Genomic DNA, 22853 nt, shown 5'->3' with positions numbered 1-22853 from the left:
GGGTTTAAAACCCGCCCCTACCATCTTTCGTAGGGCGGCATTTCATATGCCGCGTGGGCTATTTCTTCAATATTTAAATCATTTGGGCCATATGGGACTTAACCAGCTTGCACCAATCTTTTGACCATCCTTGTTAAATACTTCTGATTTAAAGACAACGTATTTTCGTCCCTTTTTTTCATATTTGTCTTCTACAATGGTTTTAATTAACAGTTCATCTCCAGGCCTGACTAATCCTGTAAATTCAAATTTTTGCCTTGCATGTATCAATCCGGGCGGTGTTTTTACATTTAAAGGCTTAATAACACTGCTTACAGTACTGTAAATCGCCATGGAAATGGGTGGAACGATCCGTCCGTTAAATGGGGTTTTTTTTGCGTAGTCTTCATCGATATAAAGTGGGTTGAGATCATCAATCGCTTCCAGATACTTATCTATAACATCATCTGTTAAAGCATAAGTCATATCAGGTAATTGCATCCCTTTAATCAGATCATCGTATAAGATTTCCTTCATTTTGCTCCTCACAACAGCTCGATATTATTATTTCTTTCTTAAGGAACTTAAACAGCAAATAATATTTGAATATGGATTATATTTTTTTGCGTGTCAAGAAATTAGCTTGACACGCTGCATCATAATATTAACATACTAAATCAACTTGATATTATATAGTATACCCTTTAGTTTCTAAAAAAGGTCATCAAGCTCGTCCATGCCGCCTCCGGGCATTTCACCGTATTTTTGCATATATTGCTGAATGAGCTCGCTTTCCCTCTTTGTAAACATTTCATCCGCTTCCCATTCAAACCATGCGGCATCATTATTTCCTTCGATTGCCTCATCAAGCGCTTCTTTAATATTCATTGCGCCTTTAATCATGGTTACTTTTTTATCATTATCTAAAAGCTGAAAGACACCAGAAATTTCAGGTACTTTGCCGACATTTTCGGCATTAAATTCAAGATAATGTTCGGGAGGCGATTTTATACAGCTGATTTGAAGTCTTAAATCACATTGCATACAGCGTTTTGCTTCAAAAAGCGCATTCTCTTTTGTGGCTGCATCCAGTGAACAGCTTTCTATAGTTCTTAAACGATTTGAAAAATCAGGAACCTTTCCTATAAAAGGTTCAGGCTTTTTTAATTCCGCCAACTCTTCATCGATAATTCCATTACCACCCAGATAGCTGTCTATGGATATTGCAGCTTTTCTACCCATCTCAATTGCAGAAATTACACCATAAGGCTTTTCAATTTCAAGACATTGAGTAGGGCAAATTGTGGTGCAGACACCACAGCCAACACATGATTCCGAAGACACTTCAGGATTAAAAGCAATCTCTCTGTTAACACCACGGTTGATAAAATTGATGGCGCTAGCTCCGACAACCTCATCGCATATTCTGGCGCACAGGCCGCAAAGAATACAAAGTTCGCCGGTATCCTCGGTTTTCAACCGGGTATTTTCAACACCGTATTCTTTGGCAAGACGCTGTATGATCTTTGCTTTAGGAGCACGGGCCAAAAGCAGTTCAATAAGAACTTTTCGCGCTTCATGAATTTCAGGTGTATCCGTCTTAACTTCTAATCCTTCGGCAACTAAAAAGGTACAGGAAGTACCTACTAAAGACCGATTGCCATCTTTAATCTCAACTATGCACAAACGACAGGCGCCCAAAGGTTTCAGTAAAGGATGAGAACAAAGAGTCGGTATATCTATACCTATACTGCGGGCTGCATCCAGAATAGTCGTGCCTTCTTCGGCTTTAACCTGCTGATCATTAATGGTTAGATTATAAACTTGGGCCATTTGATTACTCCCCTTATTCCAGGTCAAACTTTAAACAAACTTATATCCGGTCAAACAACTTGTAAACAGCTTATCGCACATTCACCTGTGTTAATACCGAAGCTTGCGCTTTGCGTTTACCCCGGGCGGAACATTTATTATGTTCGATATGTTCTTCATATTCATTTCTAAAATAGCGGAGGGTGGTCAATACTGAATTAGGTGCGGTTTGACCCAAAGCACATAAAGATGCTTTTTTTATAGTCACCGCCAGACGTTCAAGAAGTTCAATATCACCTTTTTGCCCTCTGCCTTCCATAATATCGGTCAGGATTGCCTGCATCTGCCGGATTCCTTCCCTGCATGAAAGACATTTACCACAAGATTCATCGGCAAGAAACCCAAGAAAATATCTGGCAAGATCAACCATACAGGTGGTTTCATCCATAACTATCATACCGCCTGAGCCCATGATGGAACCCAATTTTGCAAGCTCATCATAATCGACCGGAGTATCAAGAAATTCTTCCGGTATGCAACCCCCGGAAGGACCGCCGGTTTGTACGGCTTTAAATTTTTTGCCGCTTGAGATTCCTCCACCGATCTTATAGATAATATCTCTTAAGGAAATCCCCATAGGCACTTCAACCAAACCGGTGTTATTTACTTTCCCCACAAGAGAAAATATTTTTGTGCCTTTGCTGCGTTCGGTTCCGATGGAACTAAACCATTCTCCGCCTTTATTAATTATGATTGGTATATTGGCCCAGGTTTCGACATTATTTATATTCGTCGGCATTCCCCATAGCCCGCTTGTTGCCGGAAAAGGCGGCCTCTGTCTGGGTTCGCCCGGTTTTCCTTCTAAAGATGCGATCAGAGCGGTTTCTTCACCACAAACAAACGCTCCTCCGCCCCTGCTGACAGTTACTTTAAAATCAAATCCCGAACCAAGGATATTTTTACCAAGAAGTCCGTATCCTTCAGCCTGACTGATTGCAATTTCGGTATTTTCAACAGCAAGGGGATATTCTTCACGCACATAGATAACACCTTCAGTTGCTCCCATTGCGTAAGCCCCGATAATGAGCCCTTCAAGAACTGAGTGTGGGTTTCCTTCCATGAGCGATCTATCCATATAAGCTCCGGGATCACCCTCATCACAGTTTACAATAACGTATTTCTTCTTTCCGGGAGAATTTTTAGCTATCTTCCATTTCAGGCCTGTAGGAAATCCGCCACCGCCTCTTCCTCTTATTTGTGATTTTTCCACCTCGGAAATAACCTGATCCTGACTCATTTGTGAAAGAACTTTACAAAGCGCGCCATAAGCTCCCAGCGCAATACTATCGTTAATACTGCGTGGATCAAGTTTGGAATTATTTCCTAGTAGAAGACGCATCTGGTGTTTATAAAAAGGAATATCCTTTTCATGGACAACCTTTTCCCCGGTCGTAGGATCAGTGTAGAGCAGGCTGTCAATTGTCTTTCCTGCTATGGTTTGCGATATAACATCGGCAACATCTTCTACCTTCACACCACAGTAGCAAATCCCTTCGGGATAAATACTGACAATCGGTCCTTTCTCGCAAAAGCCGGGACAACCGGTTTCTTTTAACTCAATTTTGTCCTCTACTCCCTGCTTTTTAATTTCTTCCTGAAATGCCGCCAAAACCTTCTTAGCACCCAGTGGAATACAACCCGTACCTACGCAAAGCGCTAAACACGGTTTTTTAGGGTCTTTTTTTGACAAAATATCTTTTCGTAATTTTTCCAGGTCGCTAACGGAGTTTAGTCTTGTCACAATTATCACCTCACTCGTAATTCTCAAGTATCTCGGCCACATTATCCGGCACAACTTTGCCGAAGTATTCATTGTCTATCGTTATCATGGGCCCTAAGGAACAACAGCCTATACAGCTTACTTTTTCCAGCGTAAATTTCATGTCAGCAGTTGTTCCGCCTTCCTCTACACCCAGAAGTTCACCTGCTTTTTCCATAACTTCTTTTCCTCCGCGAACATAGCAGGCTGTTCCCATACAAACCTTGGCAAAGTGTTTTCCCCGGGGCTTTAAGCTTAGTGATTTATAAAAACTTGCAACCCTGTAAACCTGACTTAAGGGTATATCAATACGCTCACTGATTAATGCCGCTACTTCTGGTGGAATCCAGTGATAATTTTGCTGAATATCCAGCAATATCTGAATCAGAGAGCCTTTATCCTCATTTCTTTGATCGATAATTTGGTTTGCTTTTTCCATATTTATCGCATTCATTTTAAGCCCTTGCTTTTACCTCTTTTATTATATTGTAATGATGATTAAGCACGTCGCTTTTTAACCAAGGCAGGTCCACGTACTATGTCACCACCTGCAAATATTCCTTTTTTATCTGTTGCAAGAGATTCATTATCAGCAGTAATAAAGTATCCTTCACCTTCCTGTAAACCTTTTAAGATATCAGGATGCTGTAAAAGTACTTTATTAAACTTTTTATGAGGTGCACCGGTAGCAACAAATATTGCATCAAATCCCTGTTCAAAAAGCTCATCAATTGATTCTATCTTGCTGTTTGTCTTTATGTTAACTCCAAGATCACTTATTGTTTTTATCTCCTCGTCAAGAATATCCGCCGGAAGAGTTTTGCCGGACATACCAACCCGCATCATACCGCCGGCTTCAGACAAACCTTCAAAAACGGTTATCTGATGCCCAAGCTTTGCAAGATAATAGGCAGCAGTCAAACCTGCAGGACCGGAGCCTATAATAGCTACTTTCTTGCCGGTGGGCGAAGCAATCTTTATTTTATCTTTCCAAGATTTCTCGTCATTTATGGCTGCAAATCCTTTCAGAGCGCAAATGGAAACAGCCTGGTTCACATCCCCGCGTCTACATACAGTTTCACAAGGATGGTAACAAACATACCCCAATACTCCAGGAAAGGGCACTTTTTCCCTGACTACCGCTACAGCTTCGTCATATTTTCCTTCTGATATCAACCGAATATATCGTGGCACATCTATCCCGGCAGGACATGTATGTTTGCAGGGAACGAAAGATTTTTCACGATTGGCTTCCGAAATTTTTATTTTATCCGTAAGTGCTCCAGTGGGACAAACTTCTATGCAAGCTCCGCAGAAACTACAATCGGCATCCGCCAGATAAGGCGCTTTTTTCGTTCCTACAGCAACCTTTCCGCTATTTACGGCATAACCCAATACTTCACATCCACGAAGCAAATTGCATGCCCTAACACACCGCAAGCATCCGATACAAAGATTAAAATCTCTGTTATATAACGGATCTTCTTTCAGAATAGGAAGATTTTTATGGATAAACCTTGGTGTATCTTCAGCAATACCAATAAAGTTTGCAACTTTCTGCAACTCACAATTTCCCAGTCTGGGACAACAGCGTTCTTTAACATCAACATTGCTGGAACATGGCTCCCGAGTACAGCCTTCTCTCTGGGCACATGTGAGACAAGCATGGGGATGGTCGGCTAAAATAACCGCCAGATTTTCTTCTCTCGCAGCCTGAATCTCAGGGCTGCCGGTCTTTATTGTCATTCCTTCTGTTGCTTCGGTACGGCATGCAAAAGATAAGTTGTCGTTTCCCTCAATTTGAACCATACATAACATGCAACCGCCTTCATATTCGGAAACTTCATCTGAGACAATCTTATTTTCACCCTGATAAATAAATTCACTCGGTTTTACACTTGTAAAATTAGGTAAGTCCGGATGTGAACAAAGAGTCGGAATATAAATATCTGCTTCCAAAGCGGCCTGCAATACAGTCTTTCCTGCCTCAGTTTTTACTTCCTTATCGTCAATTATCAGACTAATCTCGGCCATATCCTGCCTCCAAAATAAACAAAAACTATTTAAATGTCCGGCCTATCTCTTAAGAGTATAAACACAGGCCGGGTACTACTCGCCATTTGGACCTGTTGACAGACTAATACTCTTTTTTCAAATCAAATAAAATCCGATGATATATTTGAGTCCCTTCGAAAATAAGGCGTACCTTCCCTTGCGAAGGGACTCTTTTGAACAGGCCGTTATGATACAACAATATTAAAACTACATCCATCTACCAGGAATGATCGATAGCTCCGACTTCACAACAACTAACGCAGGGTAATTTCGCTATCTCTTTTACCGTATCTTCGTTTTTCTCTCCGGAAAGATTAGTTATATATGTTTTACATTGAGCACAGGCATATTTAAGTTTCTTACGCTGTTCTCCACTTACCCTTGCAACCAGATCTTCGCGCATAGGATCGCTGTCATCCTCGCCCATCTCAAAAACAGACTGAGGACAAGCCTGGACACATTTTTCACAACCATTGCACTTATCAGTATCAATAGTTATAAAATAATCTCCCGAGCCATCTTTATATCCATAATTGGCAAGCATAGCTTCTCCTTAACCTTTGGACTTAAGTTCTTTCTCATACAAGCCTTTTCCGAATAAAGCCGCTCCGGCAGCTCCGGCAAGCTGAGTATCATATTTTGGAGGAAGTGCTTTTAATCCTAAAAGTGTTTCTATTCTTGAAACAACACCTATGTTTTTGGCTATTCCTCCGGTAATTGCAAAATCCTTTTCCACACCGTTACGTTGCAGCAGTTCATTAACCCTGCCGGCCATTGCACGACAATATGCAGCCAAAACTTTATTTTTGGGCCATCCGGCTCTGAGCAGGCCGGTTGCCTCGGTTTTTGCAAAAATAACACAGGTACTGCTTACAGGTTCAGGCTCTTCTTCAACTTCCAGAGACATTTTACCAACATCGTTAATAGAAATAGTCAACAGATCGGAGAATACTTCCATACCTCTTCCGGTTCCGGCAGCACATTTATCATTCATTAAAAAGGATTCAACTTTTCCTTTTTCATCAATTCTGATCGCCTTACAATCCTGTCCGCCCATATCAAGAACGGTACGAACGGTTGGGCCATACATAAAGTTTGCTCCACGAGCATGACAAGCTATTTCTGTAATTGCTTTTTTTGCCATTGGAACATTAACACGGCCATAACCTGTACCCACGCAATAATGAATGTCCGCTTCTGTCATATCAGTTCCTTCCAATGCCTTGTTAAAAGCATTTTGGGCACTGTTCGGGCTATCCGATCCTGTTCTCATATTAGCGTAAGCATACAATACGCCGTCTACCATAATTACCGCCTGGGTACTTACCGAACCAACGTCCACACCGGCACTAATAACTTTCCCTTTTTTCCAATCTATATCCGGGCTGACCCAAGTTGACTCCAGCCATCTCCAATATTCTTTTTTTTCTTCTTCAGCCATGATCGTTAAACCTCCATCTATTCTTGTTTTTCAGCGGCTACCAGTGCGGCTCCCAGTGCTCCTACATATTCAGGATACTCAGGAACTATTACTTCCAGTTTCAAGCCTAAATTAAGGGAATTTATAAACCCTACATTATATGCCACTCCACCGATCAGCATGACCTCCTTCTCTATACCTACTCTTCTGACCATTGAGATAATCCGGTCGGAAATGGAATCATGGACTGCCCTTGAAATATCTTCATGAGGGGTTTTTGCATGGATAAGAGAAACTACTTCGGATTCTGCAAACACCGCACACTGGGCATTCATGGGTATACTTTTTGTAGATTTAAGAGCAAGCTCGGCGAATTCTTTTAAAGGACGTTCCAAAGCCCTTGCCATTGCTTCGGTAAAAGCTCCGGCTCCGGCTGCACATTTTTCATTAATGGCAAAATCCATAGCCCTGCCTGCCTCAGAAACCTTAATACCACGACCCTCTTCTCCTCCTACATCTATTACCGTACGAACTGCGGGATTTAAAAAAACAGCTCCCTTGGCATCAGCTCCTACCTCGGTAACCTGGCTGTTTGCATATGGCGCCTCCATCCGGCCCCCACCTGTAGATGTAACTCTGTCAATATCCTTCTGATCTATATTTGCTTCTTTAAGAGCGGCTTTAAATGCTTTCTCGGCCGACTCTTTCTGGTCTAAACCCGTATTGGCTATTCCTCTGCCGATAACATCCTTGCCCTTGAGAATCACCACTTTAACAGTCTTTGCTCCAAGATCTATCCCCGCTGTTATTGCTGTTATCATAAAACCTCCTTATAAAAAATACAGTCTAGGTCAGTTTGTTCAAGCCCAGACCTTCCATAAAAGTATCAATTCTTGCTATCGTTCTGCCTTCATCAAAATCGCGGTCATCTCCCATATTGCCTTCATATGTCAATACCGGAAGTCCTTCTTTAATTAATGCCGCACGATTTTCCATAATCCCCAAAGATGTACCTTCACATCCACGATTTAGATGTAGCATAGCGGCATCACAGTTCCACTGTTTTGCATATTGTTTCATCAATTGGCTCTTCCAGTCGGCATTATAGAACATGGCATAAATGGGTCGTCTCATATGCCAATCGGCCATTGCTGTTAAAGCATCTTCTCTGGTTTTAAGTACAACACCCCTTGACTTTAAATCTTCCCTGGGAGTTAAACTCCAGTCGTCTGCAATATCCCAAACTCCTTCCAAACCGATAGTATATATAGATCCGGTAGATACTACTCCGAACTGCTCCAAATATCTCCATACCCTTAAAAACGCCCATGGCGGCTGGCTGTCACTCATAAGCCGGAAACGCTCGGTAGCCAGAGCAGCGATTCCTCTTTCAACGCGATCTTTTGTTTCGGCATAAAGTTCTTCGTAAAACTCCACAAATTCTCCTCTGGCACGATCCAGAGTAGTAAATACATAAAGAGAGTACATGGATTTTTCATCTAACGGTGCCGGAGTATTCTGATTAAGCTCAGTGATTTTAGCCCAGAGTGAGGTTGTCCGCGAATCATTATAAACACCTTCAATCAAGCGCTCGTCATCACATTTTCTGCCGGTAACTTTTTCGATAAATTCAATGCTTTCTTGCATCTGATCAACAATATACTTCAACCTGTGCGGATATTCTTCTTTCCAGAAAGGAATTGTTGCAATATCAATATTAAAATAGGGAACATCTTCCCACAGACTTAACACCTGGAACCATTTGGCATGCGTACAGCAAAACCCGGATTGAAGATTAAAATCAGGTTTTGGGAAAGGACCTCCGAAAGCATATTCGTCAATTAATACGGATCCCCAATAATTACGCAAATAAGCGCACATATCGCGCGCCCACCCTTTTGACTCCAGCGCAGACTCACATTTGTGGGCAAACTCAGGATCAAAAGCAATAGCGGCTGCATAGGGCTCTGCTGTCAAGGCATGAACATCATCCCCAAAAGCATAAGGTATTACATCAATAGCTTCTGCTCCGCCGCTCCAGCAAATTCCTCCTTTTGATCTGGCCTCTTGATAATCTCTGTAATATTTAGCCCTTAATTCCTTGGCCTTACCCCAACATTTTAGAGGCTCTGTTTTATACCTCTTTATATCAGACATTTGTATATCCTCCTTAATTATTAATTTCTAAAGAATTAACCGGTTTCCCTATACAGTTAGTAAGGAAGCTCGTCCGCTCTTAACATTTCCAAGAAAGCCTCTATCCTAATCTTGAATTGCCCTATAGGAACGGTAACATCCAATTCCAGGAAGTAGGTACGAATCCCGTTATCTTCGAATCGTTGTCTTAGCAGAGGAATATCGATTTCATGGGGATCGCAGAATTTTTGCTGAATAATAACAGCACCTTCAACATTAGCCTCCTTGGCCATTTCCATAACATGCTTAAACCGTACAAAGTCTTTGGTAGTATCCTTGGTAGGACAGGGCGGGCGTTCAAGATACCGGGTGGCAATTGCAAGCAATCTGTCTTCCTGTGGCACAACACTATTCCAGAAAGCCCGACTGGCAGTACAATGGTCATCAGCAACAAAGGTACTATTTAGAGATTCCACCATCTCCATGAATTCAATATCATCACTTTCACTTCCTACAATCATCAGGCGGATGCCGGCTTCGCGATCCATTTTCCGCGAAGGTAACTCTTTCAAAAGCTTTTCCAACGCCTTGTTATGTTCTCTTTTATCCACCATCTGGCTGGAAGTTGTCATGTGCATACACTCAACACCGGTCAACGGTGGGTTATCCAGATTACGAAGTTTATATACTTCACGCATTAATTGTCTATTTTTATTTAAAATTTCAATTCCACGGTCCAGGTCTTGATCTGTAATCTTCTTTCCAGTCCACTTTTCTACCGCTTCTATAAATACTTTATATTCTCCAACAAGATGTGGCTTTGCATGCGGACTTTCTATGGCTATAGGGAAGGGCATATAATACATGAACTCAGTCGGTTTATGTATCTCCCAACTAGAATAAACCTGCCTCATATGCAAACAGGCCTGTGCGATCATTACTCCATTAGCATAATCATACTTGCCTTCCATTACCTGGGCCACACAATCACGGCAGAAAGGACAATACATTCCAAAAATATGCTGCTCAGTGAGATCCGAAGCCTCGTGGCTGCCAAAAACCCTGACCGGCAATATATCGGCGGCGTACAAAATTTCTTCCGGCACATAGGTACACATATAAGCCATAACCTTGCCGCCGGTTCTATTCTTCCAATCCTTGGCATAATCATGCCGTTTTTCATACCAATCCTTAAATTGACTAAACATTCTATGCTCCTCCTTCTATCAATTTACTATTACAAAAATTATTATTTACCTGTAAAGATGGGTTTTCTTTTTTCCATAAACGCCGCTATGCCTTCAGTTTTATCCTGTGATCCCAATAGAACATTAGCCAGAGCAGATTCCAGAAACAAGCCCGATTCCAAATCCATTTCACATCCATGATTTACGGACATTATAGCCATCTTAACGGCCAACGATGGTTTTTTAGCAATCTTTTTTGCAGTCTCAGTAGCAACATCCATCAATTCTTCGGGCTTTACAACCTTATTAGCAACCCCTATTCTCAAGGCTTCCTGGGCATCAAGCATATCCCCTGTAAGCATCATCCAAAGTGCGCGGGATTTACCAATCATTCTGCTCATACGCTGCGTCCCTCCATACCCCGGCATAGCACCTAAAGCAAGTTCAGGTAAACCCAGTTTAGCGTTTTCTGATAAAATCCTGAATGTGCAGCCAAGCGCCAATTCACAACCCCCACCAAGCGCCAATCCATTAACAGCTGCAATACTTGGCTTGCCAAGCTCTTCAATATTCCGGGTCATTTCCTGGCCTCTTCGCGAAAAATCCATGCCATCTTTTAATCCAACCGCCTGAATCTCAGGAATGTCAGCACCGGCAACAAACGCTTTGGAGCCGGAGCCGGTTACAACCAGAGCTTTTACTTCTTCACTTTTCTTAACCTCAGCAAGAACGTGAATAATTTCATCAATAACCTTTGCATTGAGAGCATTAAGCTTGTCAGGACGATTGACGGTTAGAAACCCGACACTGTCCTTTACCTCGTAAATGATATTTTCATAGTTCATACTGCATCCCTCCCCAATTAGCATCCGCACCAAAAAATATACCATGGTGCATAATTTCTAAAATCTGGCTCATAATCAAAATTCTTTAAATTACTTTTACCTTATATATCTGATGGCTGATTTTTCAAAACAGACCGCAAAAGCATATCTGCCATTTGCCTGGCAACCTCTTCCACCGGAAGTCGCCCCACAGGATTTAACCACCTATATACCCAATTTATATTTGAAAATACCCCAAACGTCATTACAACCTTATCAATTTTCTGGTACAGAAGCCCTTTATCCTCAAGCTCGCAAATCTTTTTATAATAAAGGTCATACAACTGCCTGTGCTGATCAAGAGCTTTTTCTTTCAAGGAAGGCGGCAACTGATATTGTTCTTCAAGGTAAATTTTCATTTTTTTGGCAGCATTGATTGAAAACAATATCTGGGTGACTATCATATTACGCAAACATTCAACAGGATCTTCATGTTTGCCTATAACCTTATTAAGTTCATCTAAAAGCTCTGATCCTACATCGGTTATAATTCTAAAAAGTATTTCATCTTTATTCTTGAAATAAACATACAAACAAGAATTGCTGCCTTTTACAAGTTTGGCGATGTCACGAACTGATGCTTTGACATAGCCATGTTCAGCAAAAAGTTCCGTTGCCGTATCTAATATTTTAGCTTCAAGATCGGATTTTCCCATCTGAACATGCTCTCCCTTGCGACAACTATCAGCCAGACGCCGGAAATATTTAATGAATTTAGCGAACGACCGCTTAGTAAGGAAAACAATAATCTTCTCTCCGGTAGTTGTCAAGAAAAAAATTAAAAAATTTACTTCTGGAAAGCTACCTTACCACTTAAAAGTGGTGCAATGTATAAACTATTATATCAATAAGTTAATAAGCTATATGTATTTCATCAAGCCTTCAATGGATATATAGATTTCTGCAAAACAATCCCTATAATGAAAATCTGATAGTTTATAGGGATCTTTGATGTCATAAAAATGATTGTCATCTTGTTCTGAGCAGCTTATGGAAAAAGATTTTAGCAGAAAAATCTTATCTTTTGCATCCGGATATTTTTCTGCTATAGTTTCTTTATGTTGGTGAGTCATAACAAGTATCTTATCCGATTCTGATACAATATTTTCAGTCAGAAGAGTTGATTTGTGATCTGAAACATCAATACCATTTTCCTTAAGTATTTCGATGGCCTTCTGGTCTGCAGGCGCCCCTTTCATATCAAGAATTGCTGCCGATACAACTGAAATATTAATGAGTCCATTTTCAGCAGCTAATTTATTAAAAATATTTTCCGCCATAAAACTGCGGCAAATATTTGCTGTACAAACAAACAGAATCTTCATAACGCTATTCACCAGAGCCAATTTCAAAACGTTTTAGTTTGGTCAAGCTCAAGGCGGGCGAAAATTTCAACCACAGGAACACACTTAGTATTTCGAGAATTAAAATTTGAGCCCAACGCATAAGATCGGCCAAAATGGGGCGTTTTGAAACTGACTCACCATTTTGGCTATTTCGTAATACGATTCCTAAAACAAACAGCATATAATTTAACAAGATATTGAAAATAATCAAGAACAATAATTTTCTGTTATAGTTAATATTCAATATATTCTTGCTCATAATAATTTGACCGTTTTGTTCTATCTATGCTATATTGCAAACAGTTTTTTTCACACCGTAACTTTCCTAAAAGTATTTTAAAATCACATAATGTGTCCGTAATATATCTTTTTGGACACAAAAAGTATCTTGTTAAAAATTAGGGCTCAATGGAATATTTTATTGAAATACTAATATTTTTAGCAGGTTTTACAATTATTTCTCTTGCTTCAAAGCAAATAGGACATTTTTTTGCTAAGGCTGAGCTGCCCTTAATTACAGGGTTTCTTTTTACCGGAATTGTTGCCGGACCTTACATGTTAGGGCTCATTTCAATAGAAACTACGGAAAAATTACGTTTTGTTGACGAAATATCCTTAGGATTTATAGCTTTTGCAGCCGGCAACGAACTGTATCTGGAAGAACTTAAAAGTCGTTTTAAAATCATTACATTAGTGACTCTTGGCCTTTTGGTTTTCACTTTTTCATTCTGCACTTTAACTATTTTCTTTTTATCCGATTTTATACCTTTTATGCGTGAAATGCCGGTGGACGGCCGTCTGGCTGTTTCCATACTGGCGGGAGCTATTCTGGTTACTCGCTCTCCATCTTCGGCCATTGCTATTGTTAATGAACTTCGTGCCAAAGGACCTTTTACGCAAACTGTTCTTGGCGTTACAATGATTTTGGATGTAGCGGTAATAACTCTATACGCCATAAATTCTTCAATAGCTAATTCTCTTTTAACTGGCTTAAGCTTTGATTTAAGCTTTATAGTAATATTTTTGGTTGAAATGTCAGTATCACTTTTGCTGGGGTATTTTGTCGGAAAACTTATTCAGTACATTTTGTCCAGGCGGATGCAAAGCATTATAAAAACCGGGAGTATTATACTGTCAGGATACAGTGTTTTCGTATTATCCAATATAATCCGCGAATTTACTCATACCAGATTCGCTTTTGAAATACTTCTGGAACCTTTGCTTATTTGCATGATAGCTAGCTTCATAGCAACCAACTACAGTAAACACCGATTGGAGTTCTCAAAAATTCTTCATGATGCAGGCCCTCCGGTTTACATAGCCTTTTTTACATTAACCGGTGCTTCACTATCACTGGATGTTTTGGCAAATACCTGGCAGATTGCGCTTGTTTTATTCGCTGTTCGTCTGGTTGCCACAATTTTCGGAACTTTTGGGTACGGAGTTCTTGCAAAAATCCCTATAAAAGCAAATCGTATCGGCTGGATGTCTTTTATAACCCAGGCCGGACTCGGCTTGGGTCTTGCGAAACAAGCAGTTGTAGAATTTCCGGAATGGGGAACTCCATTTGCTACAATAATTATCGCAGTTATAGTATTAAACCAGTTAATCGGCCCACCCATGTTTAAATGGGCTCTCAGAGAAGCTGGAGAAGCACATCCGCGTGCAGATACTCCGGAGTTTGACGGTATCTTAAGTGCAATAATATTTGGACTTGAAGGGCAATCGCTTGCTCTTGCCGGATCTTTACGATCTCATGGCTGGCAGGTTCAAATAGCAACATTGGATGACTCAGGCAGTAATAGTAATGGTTATAATGATGCCAACAATTCCGATATTGAAATTTTATCAATAACGGAAATAAATATACAAATGCTGGAGCAATTGAAAGCAGAACAAGCTGAAGCCATTATTGTAATGCTATCTGACGAAGAAAATTATAAGATTTGCGAACTTGCTTATGAGCATTTCGGAACAAGAAATTTGGTAGTACGTTTAAATAATCGGGCCAATTTTAAACGATTCCATGCTCTGGGGGTTTTAATTGTTGACCCTTCGACAGCAATTGTAAGCCTTCTGGATCATTTTGTCCGCTCGCCTATGGCCGTATCACTTTTACTCGGAATGGAAGAAAACCAGGATTCTGTTGAGCTTGAGCTTCGGAATCCAAGCTTACACGGCATTGCGCTTCGTGATTTAAGGCTTCCGGCAGATACACTTATTATATCCGTCCGCCGTCGTGGTCAGTTGCTGGTATCGCATGGATACACCAGGCTTGAAATTGGTGATTTGGTAACCATTGTCGGTTTGTCAAAAAGTCTTAAGGAAATATCTTTACGTTTCGATACAAACAGAGAATATGCTCTTTTGCATCTTATAGAAACTGTTACTCCAAAAGAACTTTCGTCTAACTTTCTTGAAGCGGAAGTAAAAGAAATCATTCGCGAAGAAACTGTTATTCCAAAAGACCGCTTCGACAGATTTATTGAAAAGTGCAAAGTAATCGATATTCCTCATACTATAGACATAGATGAACTGTTTAAGTTGATGGCAAAAGAAATGGCTGGTGAACTTGACATTAAAGCTGATCTTCTTTTCAATTTGATTTCCGAAAGAGAAAAAGAAAGCAGTACAGCAATAAGTCCGGGTATAGCCATACCGCATATTATTTTGGAAGGAGAACATAAATTCGACATCCTTCTTGCCCGTTGCAAAGAAGGAATTCATTTTTCAGAATCAAACCCCATGGTATATGCTGTATTTGCGCTGGTTGGAACCAAAGACGAGCGCAATTTTCATCTTCGTGCTCTTTCTGCTATTGCTCAAATTGTTCAGGATCCATATTTTGCGAATAAATGGTTAAGGGCAAAAGATGAAAAGTCTCTGCGCGCTATTATCTTGCAGTCAAAAAGAAAAAGACAGGAATAAAGAGCCAATATAAAAACAAGAAAGGTTACCATGGAAATAATGGTTTTTAACGGAACGAGCAAGGGTGGGCACATTTTAAGTTCTTGAGTTCTTAATAAGACGTATGCTACCAAAGGAAAATAATGATTATGTCAATATATCAATACCTGTACCCTAACTTTCCTCATAGCTTCTTCTCAGGATGTTGGAAGATTAAGATAAAGCGTTTAGCCTTACTGATAGTGGCAATAGTATTTATGTCTGCATTTAGTGCAAGCGCGGAAACCAGGCAAAGTCCGTCAGAGGCACCAAAAGCTATAAAAAACGGATGGTCGCCTTTTCAGTTTTCCGTTTTTAATCCACTGCAACTATTTAATGAGGACAAGGATATAGTTGGATTACGCCTAAATTTGGTCTATGGCAGGAATGCCGATGTGTCCGGAATTGATCTCGGACTGGGCGTTAACAGTTCCCATAATTTTACTGGCATACAGATTGCCGGAATAATGAATAATGCCGCTGGAGATCCCGGTGACTTTATGGGGATAGGTATACAGATAGCATGTCTTGGTAATACTACCGATCATCTTTACGGAATACAAATAGGCGGTTTAGGAAACGGCGTTACCAACGATGCTACAGGTATTCAAATTGGTCTGGTTGGCAATGTTGCCTCCACAGTTAAAGGAATCCAGATAGGTGGACTCTATAATTTTAATAATGGCAAAAACAGCAGCATAACCGGCATTCAGATTGGAACCTTCAACTATTCAGACAATGTCACGGGTATTCAAGTTGGACTTTATAACGAATGCATCAACATGAGAGGAATACAGGTTGGTATTCTAAATCATATAGAAAAAGGCTATATGCGGTTTATGCCGATTATTAATGCAAAATTTTAGTAAAATAGAGTACACGAAAGGAAGTGAAAATGCTTTACAGAACCGTAAAAAAGAACGGCGACAAACTTTCAATATTGGGATTCGGGGCAATGCGCCTTCCTCAAAAAAACGGAAAGATAGATGAAGAACGTGCTATAAACCAGATACGTCATGCTATTGATTCAGGAGTAAATTATGTTGACACGGCCTGGCCATATCATGGGGGAGAAAGCGAACCTTTTTTAGGACGAGCTCTTTCAGGCGGTTACCGGGATAAAGTAAAACTTGCCACAAAACTTCCATCATGGCTCATCAAATCAAGGCAGGATATGGACCTGTATCTTGATGCCCAGCTCAAAAAGCTGAATACCAACCGGATTGACTATTACCTGCTTCATGGTCTGAACGGATATCTCTGGGATTCACTCAATGCGTTAAATGTTTTAGATTTTTTGGACAAGGCAAAAAAGGATGGACGGATTGTAAACGCCGGATTCTCATTTCATGGAATACTGGATGATTTCAAACGGATTGTGGATGCCCACCCCTGGGAATTCTGCCAGATTCAGTATAACTACCTTGATGAAAATAATCAGGCAGGAAAGCAGGGGCTTATGTATGCAGCGGCAAAAGATCTGGGAGTCATCATTATGGAACCTTTGCGGGGAGGAAACCTGGGCAGGCCTGTCCCGCCTCCCGAAATAGCCGCCATATGGCAAAAGGCAAAACAGCAAAGAACTCCTGTGGAATGGGCGCTTCGCTGGGTGTGGAACCATCCGGAAGTTACGGTAGTACTTTCAGGAATGAACGAAGAATCTCACATAGAAGAAAATCTCGCAATTGCTGATACAGCGCTGCCAAACTTTCTTACAAAAGATGAATTGAACCTTATTGATAAAGCAGCCCACACTTATGTGGACATCATGAAAATCAACTGTACCGGATGCGGTTATTGTCTGCCCTGCCCTTCCGATGTTTCGATTCCCATATGTTTTGAAACCTATAATGACTTACATATGTTTGGAAATGCGGATGAAGCCCCATTTTTATATGCTGTGAGAAATTGCGGTATTGCTACCGGAAACCCGGGTTATGCTTCCCAATGCGTGCAGTGCGATGAATGCCTGGAAAAATGTCCTCAGCAAATAAACATACCCGAGTTTTTGGAAAAGGTGGTGCAAGAGCTTGAAGGAGACAACCTGAAACAATTTGATACGCTTGCAAAACAACTTTTCATGGGATCGCTTTCTCAGGAATAAAATTATTGTTGCGACAGAACTGATCAAGCAACTGATGGGCCCGAAGCTGCCGTCAAAAAAGAGAGTTATTGGATTCTAAGCAGACGGCCCCCAACCAGGGTAGAACATTAGAGCGTTTATAAAATCACCATCTCTTTCGCAGGAAATCCAAATATTATTGCAAAATATCTGTTCAAAAGATTATATAGATTTTCAAATTAATTTATATGATTACTGATTGATTAAAATATGAATCCAAGTTTATAAATTCCTGATTTGTAAGTTGAAACATTAAAGCTTCCGGAAATCTTAAACATTCGGTTAATTCCACAAATTCATAGTAATTTAATGGGATTTAAAGGGAAAATATAGTTTTTTTATGAACTTGACATAAAGATTAATCGTCTGTTAAATAATCGGGCACTATAACAATTATAATGCCGTAAAAAGTCAATAAAATCCTGTTTTGTCATGTCGGACTTGAGAAGCGTGTTCCGGCATGTTGTGAGCCGGGGGCATCCGGTTAAATTAATATGCTTCGGATGGCGGCTTTTACCGGTATGACGATGTGAGGTTTTTTACGGTTTCATCAACATTATTTCAGGAGGTAATTATGAGAAAAATAAGAACTGCCGCTGTTATCGGCTCCGGTGTTATGGGTGGAGGAATAGCAGCACTTATCGCCAGTGCAGGTATCAAGACACTGTTGCTGGATATTGTTCCGTTCGATTTGACAGATGAGCAGAAAAAAGACCCTAAGGAAAGAAATAAAATAGTAAAGGCCGGTTTGGATTCCATTATAAAATCAAGACCACCACAACTTATGCATAAAAAAGATGCCGATCTGATCTCAATAGGAAATCTTGAGGACGATTTTGACAAGCTTGCATCATGTGATTGGATCGTTGAAGTAGTTCTTGAAAATCTTAAAATTAAACGCGATCTTTTCACAAAAATTGAAAAAGTCAGAAAACAAGGCTCCATTGTTTCCTCAAATACTTCCGGTATTCCTTTAAAATCAATGTCGGAAGGACTCAGCGATGATTTTAAAAAACATTTTATGGGGATACATTTTTTCAATCCGGTAAGATATATGAAGCTTCTGGAAATTATACCGGGGGCTGAAACACTTCCGGAAGTGCTTAGCTTCATGTCTGATTTCGGGGAAAAAATCCTTGGTAAAGGAATTGTAATAGCAAAGGATACCCCGAATTTTATTGGAAACAGAATAGGTGTCCAGACTATGATCAAATCCATGCAGCTTATGATGGAAGAAGGTCTTAAGATTCATGAGGTGGATGCTCTCCTTGGGCCTGCCATAGGCAGACCGTCTACAGCGATATTCAAGACTTCCGATATGATAGGCCTTGATACGGTGGGGCATGTTTCAAAAAACACCTATGAGCTTGTTGTAAATGATGAAGAAAGGGATACCTTTGTTATTCCTGATTTCATTAATAAAATGATTGATAAAAAGCTCCTTGGAAATAAAACTAAGGCGGGTTTTTATAAGACTGAAAAAACGCCTGACAAAAAGAAACTTAAAAAGGTGATAAACCCCGCAACATTAGAATATGAAGAATTTGGAAAACCTGATTTTGCCTGCCTTGGAGAAGCAAAAAAAGCAAGAACACTTTCCGATAAATTAAAAGCAATTGTTTATGCTGATGATAAGGGTGCAAAGTATGTATGGAAAGTAATTGCAAACGGACTGATATATGCAGCAACAAGAATTCCGGAAATATCGGATACTATAATTGAAATAGATAACTCAATGAAATGGGGCTACAATTATGAAATGGGTCCCTTTGAAACATGGGATGCCATTGGTGTTCAAAAATCAGTTGAAATGATGGAAAAAGATGGCTTGAAAGTTCCTGAAAATGTGAAAAACATGCTGGCATCAGGAATAACATCATTTTATAAAACCGAAAACGGCAAAATATCCTATTATGATTTTAACACCAAAGCTTATGTTGAATATGTTGTAAGCAGCAATATTATTTCTCTTGCAGGGCTTAAAGCAAATAACAAGATTGTAAAAGACAGCAAATCAGCATCTATTGTAGATCTGGGTGATGGCGTTTTCTGCTGTGAATTTCATACCAAGATGAATGCATTAAATAACGAGGTTATAGATTTCATCAATGAATCTCTTGATTATGTAGATCAGAATGGTGCAGGTCTTGTTATCGGCAATCAATCCGGAGTATTTTCGGCAGGAGCCGATCTGGTTCCGGTTGGAGCACTGACCAAGGAAAAGAAATTTGATGAAATTGATGCTATGCTGGAAAGGATTCAGCAGGCGGTCCAGAGAGAAAGATATTCTTCTTTTCCTGTAGTTGCAGCGCCATATGGTTTAACTCTTGGCGGTGGTTGCGAAGTATGCCTTGGAGCAGACAGGATGGTTGTCCATTCCGAGCTTTATATGGGGCTTGTTGAAATAGGAGTCGGATTAATTCCTTCCGGTGGCGGATGTTTGAATCTCTGGAAAAAATTTGTATCAACAATTCCCGAAGCAAGTATAAGAGGAATCGATCTGGCTAAATATTTTATTCCTGCTTTTATGGCGATTTCATCAGCAAAGGTTTCAAGTTCTGCTGCTGATGCAAGATCTATAGGATTTCTCGGGCCAAATGACAGGATAGTATTTAACCGTGATTATCTTATCGGCGAAGCGAAAAAAGAAGTTTTAAAGATGCTTGATGAAGGTTATGCTCCTCCTGTTAAAAGAAAGCTCTTAGTATTCGGTGATGCAGCCCAGGGCATGGTTAATGTTGAAATGTTAAACATGTTCAATGGAAAATATGTCAGCGAGTATGATGCCTTTCTGGCAAAAAGAATCGGTATTGTAATAAGCGGCGGAGATGTAAGATCAAACAGCCAAATTGATGAAGAAATAATTTTAAAGCTTGAAAGACAGGCCTTTATTGATTTTCTGCATGAAGAAAAAACAGTGGCAAGAATCGATCATATGTTGTCGACAGGCAAGCCTCTTAGAAACTAATAATTGAATATCTTAATCTCAGGGAGGAAAACTAAATGAGAGATGCATATATAGTAACAGCAGTAAGAACCCCAGGCTGCAAAAGCGCAAGAGGGACTTTTAAGGATACAAGACCGGAAGATCTCCTGTCTTTTATTGTTAGTGCAGCTGTTGAAAGAACACCCAATATTGAAAAGAAAGATGTTGAGGATTTTGCGATTGGTTGTGCTTTTCCTGAAGCCGAACAAGGGCTTAATATCGGTCGTGTTGGCGCACAGATAGCCGGCTTCCCCGATGAAACATCAGGATTTACAATTAACCGTTTATGCTCTTCAGGGCTTGAGGCCATAGCTGGCGCCACCTTAAGGGTAAGGGCAGGATGGTCTGAAATCGTTATTGCAGGCGGTGTGGAATCTATGACCATGGTTCCTATGGCAGGAAATCTTCCAAGACCGCACCCGGAATATGCAAAAACACATGCCGCTCTTTGGGGCAATATGGGAAATACAGCAGAAACAGTGGCAACCCGTTATAATATTTCCCGCCAGGCCCAGGATGAATTTGCGTTTAATTCCCATATGAAGGCTACAGAAGCATTAAACAAGAAGCTTTTTAAAGAGATAGTGCCAACACCTGCAATAAAATATGTTATGCAAAAGGACGGAACTTTTATAAAAGAGACTTTTATAATCGATTATGATGATGGAATCCGGCCTCAAACAACTGTAGAAGGTCTGGGCAAATTAAGGGCTGTTTTTTCTGTGGGCGGTACTGTTACTGCCGGAAACTCTTCACAGACAACCGATGCAGCCGGAGCCGCAATTATAATGAGTGAAGATAAAGTAAAAGAATTAGGTATAAAGCCACTCGCAAAAGTAAAATGCTATACCACGGTCGGCTGTCGTGCCGATGAGATGGGCGTAGGGCCAAAATATGCAATTCCAAAACTATTAAAAATTGCAGGAGTTGATTTAAAAGAAATAGGGTTGTTTGAAATAAACGAAGCATTTGCTTCACAGGCCCTGTACTGCATTCAGGAACTAGGAATTGACATGGCTAAAGTAAACATCCATGGCGGTGCAATTGCTCTTGGTCATCCTCTTGGAGCTACCGGTGCCAAGCTGACCGCGACTCTTTTGTCAAACATGAGGGAAAAAGGCGTTAAATATGGAGTAGAATCAATGTGCGTCGGCGGCGGTATGGGAGCTGCGGCTTTGTTTGAGTTATGTGATTAGTCATATATTGTAAATAGTATTTTTATAAATAATAAAGGCCGCTCTTTTTAGGGCGGCCTTTTGTTATCCAAACTCTTATATAATATAGCCATTCTCATTAAAAAGTTTCAGACAGGCATCAACAGCTGCCGGATCATAGAGGATGCCTTTATTTTCTGAAATTTCCTCCAGGGCCTTATCAATTCCCAAAGCAGGGCGGTAAGGACGGTGGGATGAAATAGCCTCTACAACATCCGCCACAGCAAGAATTCGTGCATCAAGCAGTATATTGTTTCCTTTAAGCCCGCTTGGATAAACTGCTCTTCGGGGAACAAAACATATTGGAACATTCATTCCAACTCTGCTTGGGGTGCCACCAGGATGGTGTTCATGAAATTTGCCAGGGAGTTGCTGCCTGTGCCTATGTCCAATAACCATAAATTGTATCTCTTTCTAATATCTCCCTGACTCTGTTGTGTAGCGTTCAATATGCCAAAGGTGCTATTTAATGCAGCGGTCTTGTTATCGTTGTTGGCGGTTGAGAAAATGGCCGCCTTTGTGATGTCTGCCGTAGCGGTGTCGGTGGTTTCGGTCAGGGCATAGTTGCTGCCGTCGGATCCGCCTAATGTGATGTCTGCAATGTTGATCGTTTTGCCTGTCCCAACGTTTTTGTCCGTGAAGTCGGCTGTCTGGGCGAAGGTTACCGTATCTCCCGGGACAATGTCGTCGGATGAACCTGTAACTATTGCCGTTGTTGTGGCGTCATAGACCTTGTTCGTACCGGCATAGGCGGCGGTAACGGCCCTGGCTGTGATGTCTGCCGCAGCGGTGTCAGTGGTTTCGGTCAGGGCATAGTTGCTGCCGTCGGATCCGCCTAATGTGATGTCTGCAATGTTGATGGTTTTGTCTGTCCCAACGTTTTTGTCCGTGAAGTTGGCTGTCTGGGCGAAGGTTACCGTATCTCCCGGGACAATGTCGTCGGATGA

At 40.7% G+C, this 22853-nt stretch carries 19 protein-coding genes and 1 pseudogene; 5 read left to right on the top strand and 15 right to left on the bottom strand.

Annotated elements, in window-relative coordinates; all coding sequences use genetic code 11:
• Positions 1–78 precede the first annotated feature (78 nt).
• The 13 genes from KKC46_22490 to KKC46_22430 all read right to left on the bottom strand — a co-directional run bounded on the left by KKC46_22490 (position 79) and on the right by KKC46_22430 (position 12617).
• Positions 79–516: a MaoC family dehydratase gene (locus KKC46_22490; protein MBU1056572.1), complete on the bottom strand. Its 438-nt coding sequence runs from the start codon at positions 514–516 to the stop codon at positions 79–81.
• A gap of 174 nt (positions 517–690) precedes the next feature.
• On the bottom strand, positions 691–1812 hold the full coding sequence (locus KKC46_22485) for a (2Fe-2S)-binding protein (protein ID MBU1056571.1): 1122 nt from the start codon (positions 1810–1812) through the stop codon (positions 691–693).
• A gap of 70 nt (positions 1813–1882) precedes the next feature.
• A complete protein-coding gene (gene nuoF, locus KKC46_22480) occupies positions 1883–3592 on the bottom strand; it encodes an NADH-quinone oxidoreductase subunit NuoF (protein ID MBU1056570.1) in 1710 nt (569 codons plus the stop codon).
• A gap of 10 nt (positions 3593–3602) precedes the next feature.
• Positions 3603–4064, bottom strand: coding sequence for an NAD(P)H-dependent oxidoreductase subunit E (locus KKC46_22475; GenBank protein MBU1056569.1), 462 nt, complete (start codon positions 4062–4064; stop codon positions 3603–3605).
• Between the two features lie 44 nt (positions 4065–4108).
• Entirely contained in the window at positions 4109–5644 is a 1536-nt protein-coding gene (locus KKC46_22470; GenBank protein MBU1056568.1) for a (2Fe-2S)-binding protein, read from the bottom strand.
• Positions 5645–5882: 238 nt separating this feature from the next.
• Entirely contained in the window at positions 5883–6209 is a 327-nt protein-coding gene (locus KKC46_22465; GenBank protein MBU1056567.1) for a 4Fe-4S binding protein, read from the bottom strand.
• 9 nt (positions 6210–6218) lie between these two features.
• Positions 6219–7106 (bottom strand): benzoyl-CoA reductase, bzd-type, subunit Q, encoded by an 888-nt coding sequence (gene bzdQ / locus KKC46_22460; GenBank protein MBU1056566.1) that lies wholly within the window; start codon positions 7104–7106, stop codon positions 6219–6221.
• 17 nt (positions 7107–7123) lie between these two features.
• Complete coding sequence (locus KKC46_22455; protein ID MBU1056565.1) at positions 7124–7906, bottom strand: CoA activase; 783 nt, start codon at positions 7904–7906, stop codon at positions 7124–7126.
• A 25-nt stretch (positions 7907–7931) separates the two neighbouring features.
• Complete coding sequence (bzdO, locus tag KKC46_22450; GenBank protein MBU1056564.1) at positions 7932–9242, bottom strand: benzoyl-CoA reductase, bzd-type, subunit O; 1311 nt, start codon at positions 9240–9242, stop codon at positions 7932–7934.
• Between the two features lie 56 nt (positions 9243–9298).
• Positions 9299–10429, bottom strand: coding sequence for a benzoyl-CoA reductase, bzd-type, subunit N (bzdN, locus tag KKC46_22445; GenBank protein ID MBU1056563.1), 1131 nt, complete (start codon positions 10427–10429; stop codon positions 9299–9301).
• 41 nt (positions 10430–10470) lie between these two features.
• Positions 10471–11253, bottom strand: coding sequence for an enoyl-CoA hydratase/isomerase family protein (locus tag KKC46_22440; protein MBU1056562.1), 783 nt, complete (start codon positions 11251–11253; stop codon positions 10471–10473).
• Positions 11254–11354: 101 nt separating this feature from the next.
• Positions 11355–11948, bottom strand: coding sequence for a TetR/AcrR family transcriptional regulator (locus KKC46_22435; GenBank protein ID MBU1056561.1), 594 nt, complete (start codon positions 11946–11948; stop codon positions 11355–11357).
• 204 nt (positions 11949–12152) lie between these two features.
• Positions 12153–12617, bottom strand: coding sequence for a low molecular weight protein arginine phosphatase (locus tag KKC46_22430; GenBank protein MBU1056560.1), 465 nt, complete (start codon positions 12615–12617; stop codon positions 12153–12155).
• 441 nt (positions 12618–13058) lie between these two features.
• Here KKC46_22430 and KKC46_22425 point away from each other — a divergent pair, with 441 nt between their 5' ends.
• The 5 genes from KKC46_22425 (at position 13059) to KKC46_22405 (ending at position 21888) form a co-directional block, all read left to right on the top strand.
• Positions 13059–15566: a PTS sugar transporter subunit IIA gene (locus KKC46_22425; protein ID MBU1056559.1), complete on the top strand. Its 2508-nt coding sequence runs from the start codon at positions 13059–13061 to the stop codon at positions 15564–15566.
• A gap of 128 nt (positions 15567–15694) precedes the next feature.
• Complete coding sequence (locus KKC46_22420; protein MBU1056558.1) at positions 15695–16450, top strand: hypothetical protein; 756 nt, start codon at positions 15695–15697, stop codon at positions 16448–16450.
• A gap of 29 nt (positions 16451–16479) precedes the next feature.
• Positions 16480–17688, top strand: coding sequence for an aldo/keto reductase (locus KKC46_22415; GenBank protein MBU1056557.1), 1209 nt, complete (start codon positions 16480–16482; stop codon positions 17686–17688).
• 589 nt (positions 17689–18277) lie between these two features.
• Positions 18278–20674 carry a 3-hydroxyacyl-CoA dehydrogenase/enoyl-CoA hydratase family protein gene (locus tag KKC46_22410; protein ID MBU1056556.1) on the top strand — a complete coding sequence of 799 codons (2397 nt, stop codon included), beginning with the start codon at positions 18278–18280 and terminating at the stop codon, positions 20672–20674.
• Positions 20675–20709: 35 nt separating this feature from the next.
• Entirely contained in the window at positions 20710–21888 is a 1179-nt protein-coding gene (locus KKC46_22405) for a thiolase family protein (protein ID MBU1056555.1), read from the top strand.
• Between the two features lie 75 nt (positions 21889–21963).
• On the opposite strand, the pseudogene KKC46_22400 reads toward KKC46_22405, so the two are convergent.
• Positions 21964–22182 (bottom strand): annotated as a pseudogene (locus tag KKC46_22400) (hypothetical protein).
• A gap of 35 nt (positions 22183–22217) precedes the next feature.
• Positions 22218–22853 (bottom strand): hypothetical protein (locus KKC46_22395; GenBank protein MBU1056554.1); only part of this gene is annotated, 636 nt, incomplete at its 5' end.

Source organism: Pseudomonadota bacterium (genome assembly GCA_018817425.1).
Lineage (GTDB): Bacteria > Desulfobacterota > Desulfobacteria > Desulfobacterales > RPRI01 > RPRI01.
The sequence above is the reverse complement of the archived record's forward strand: the minus strand, read 5'-3'. Positions and strand labels throughout refer to the sequence as shown.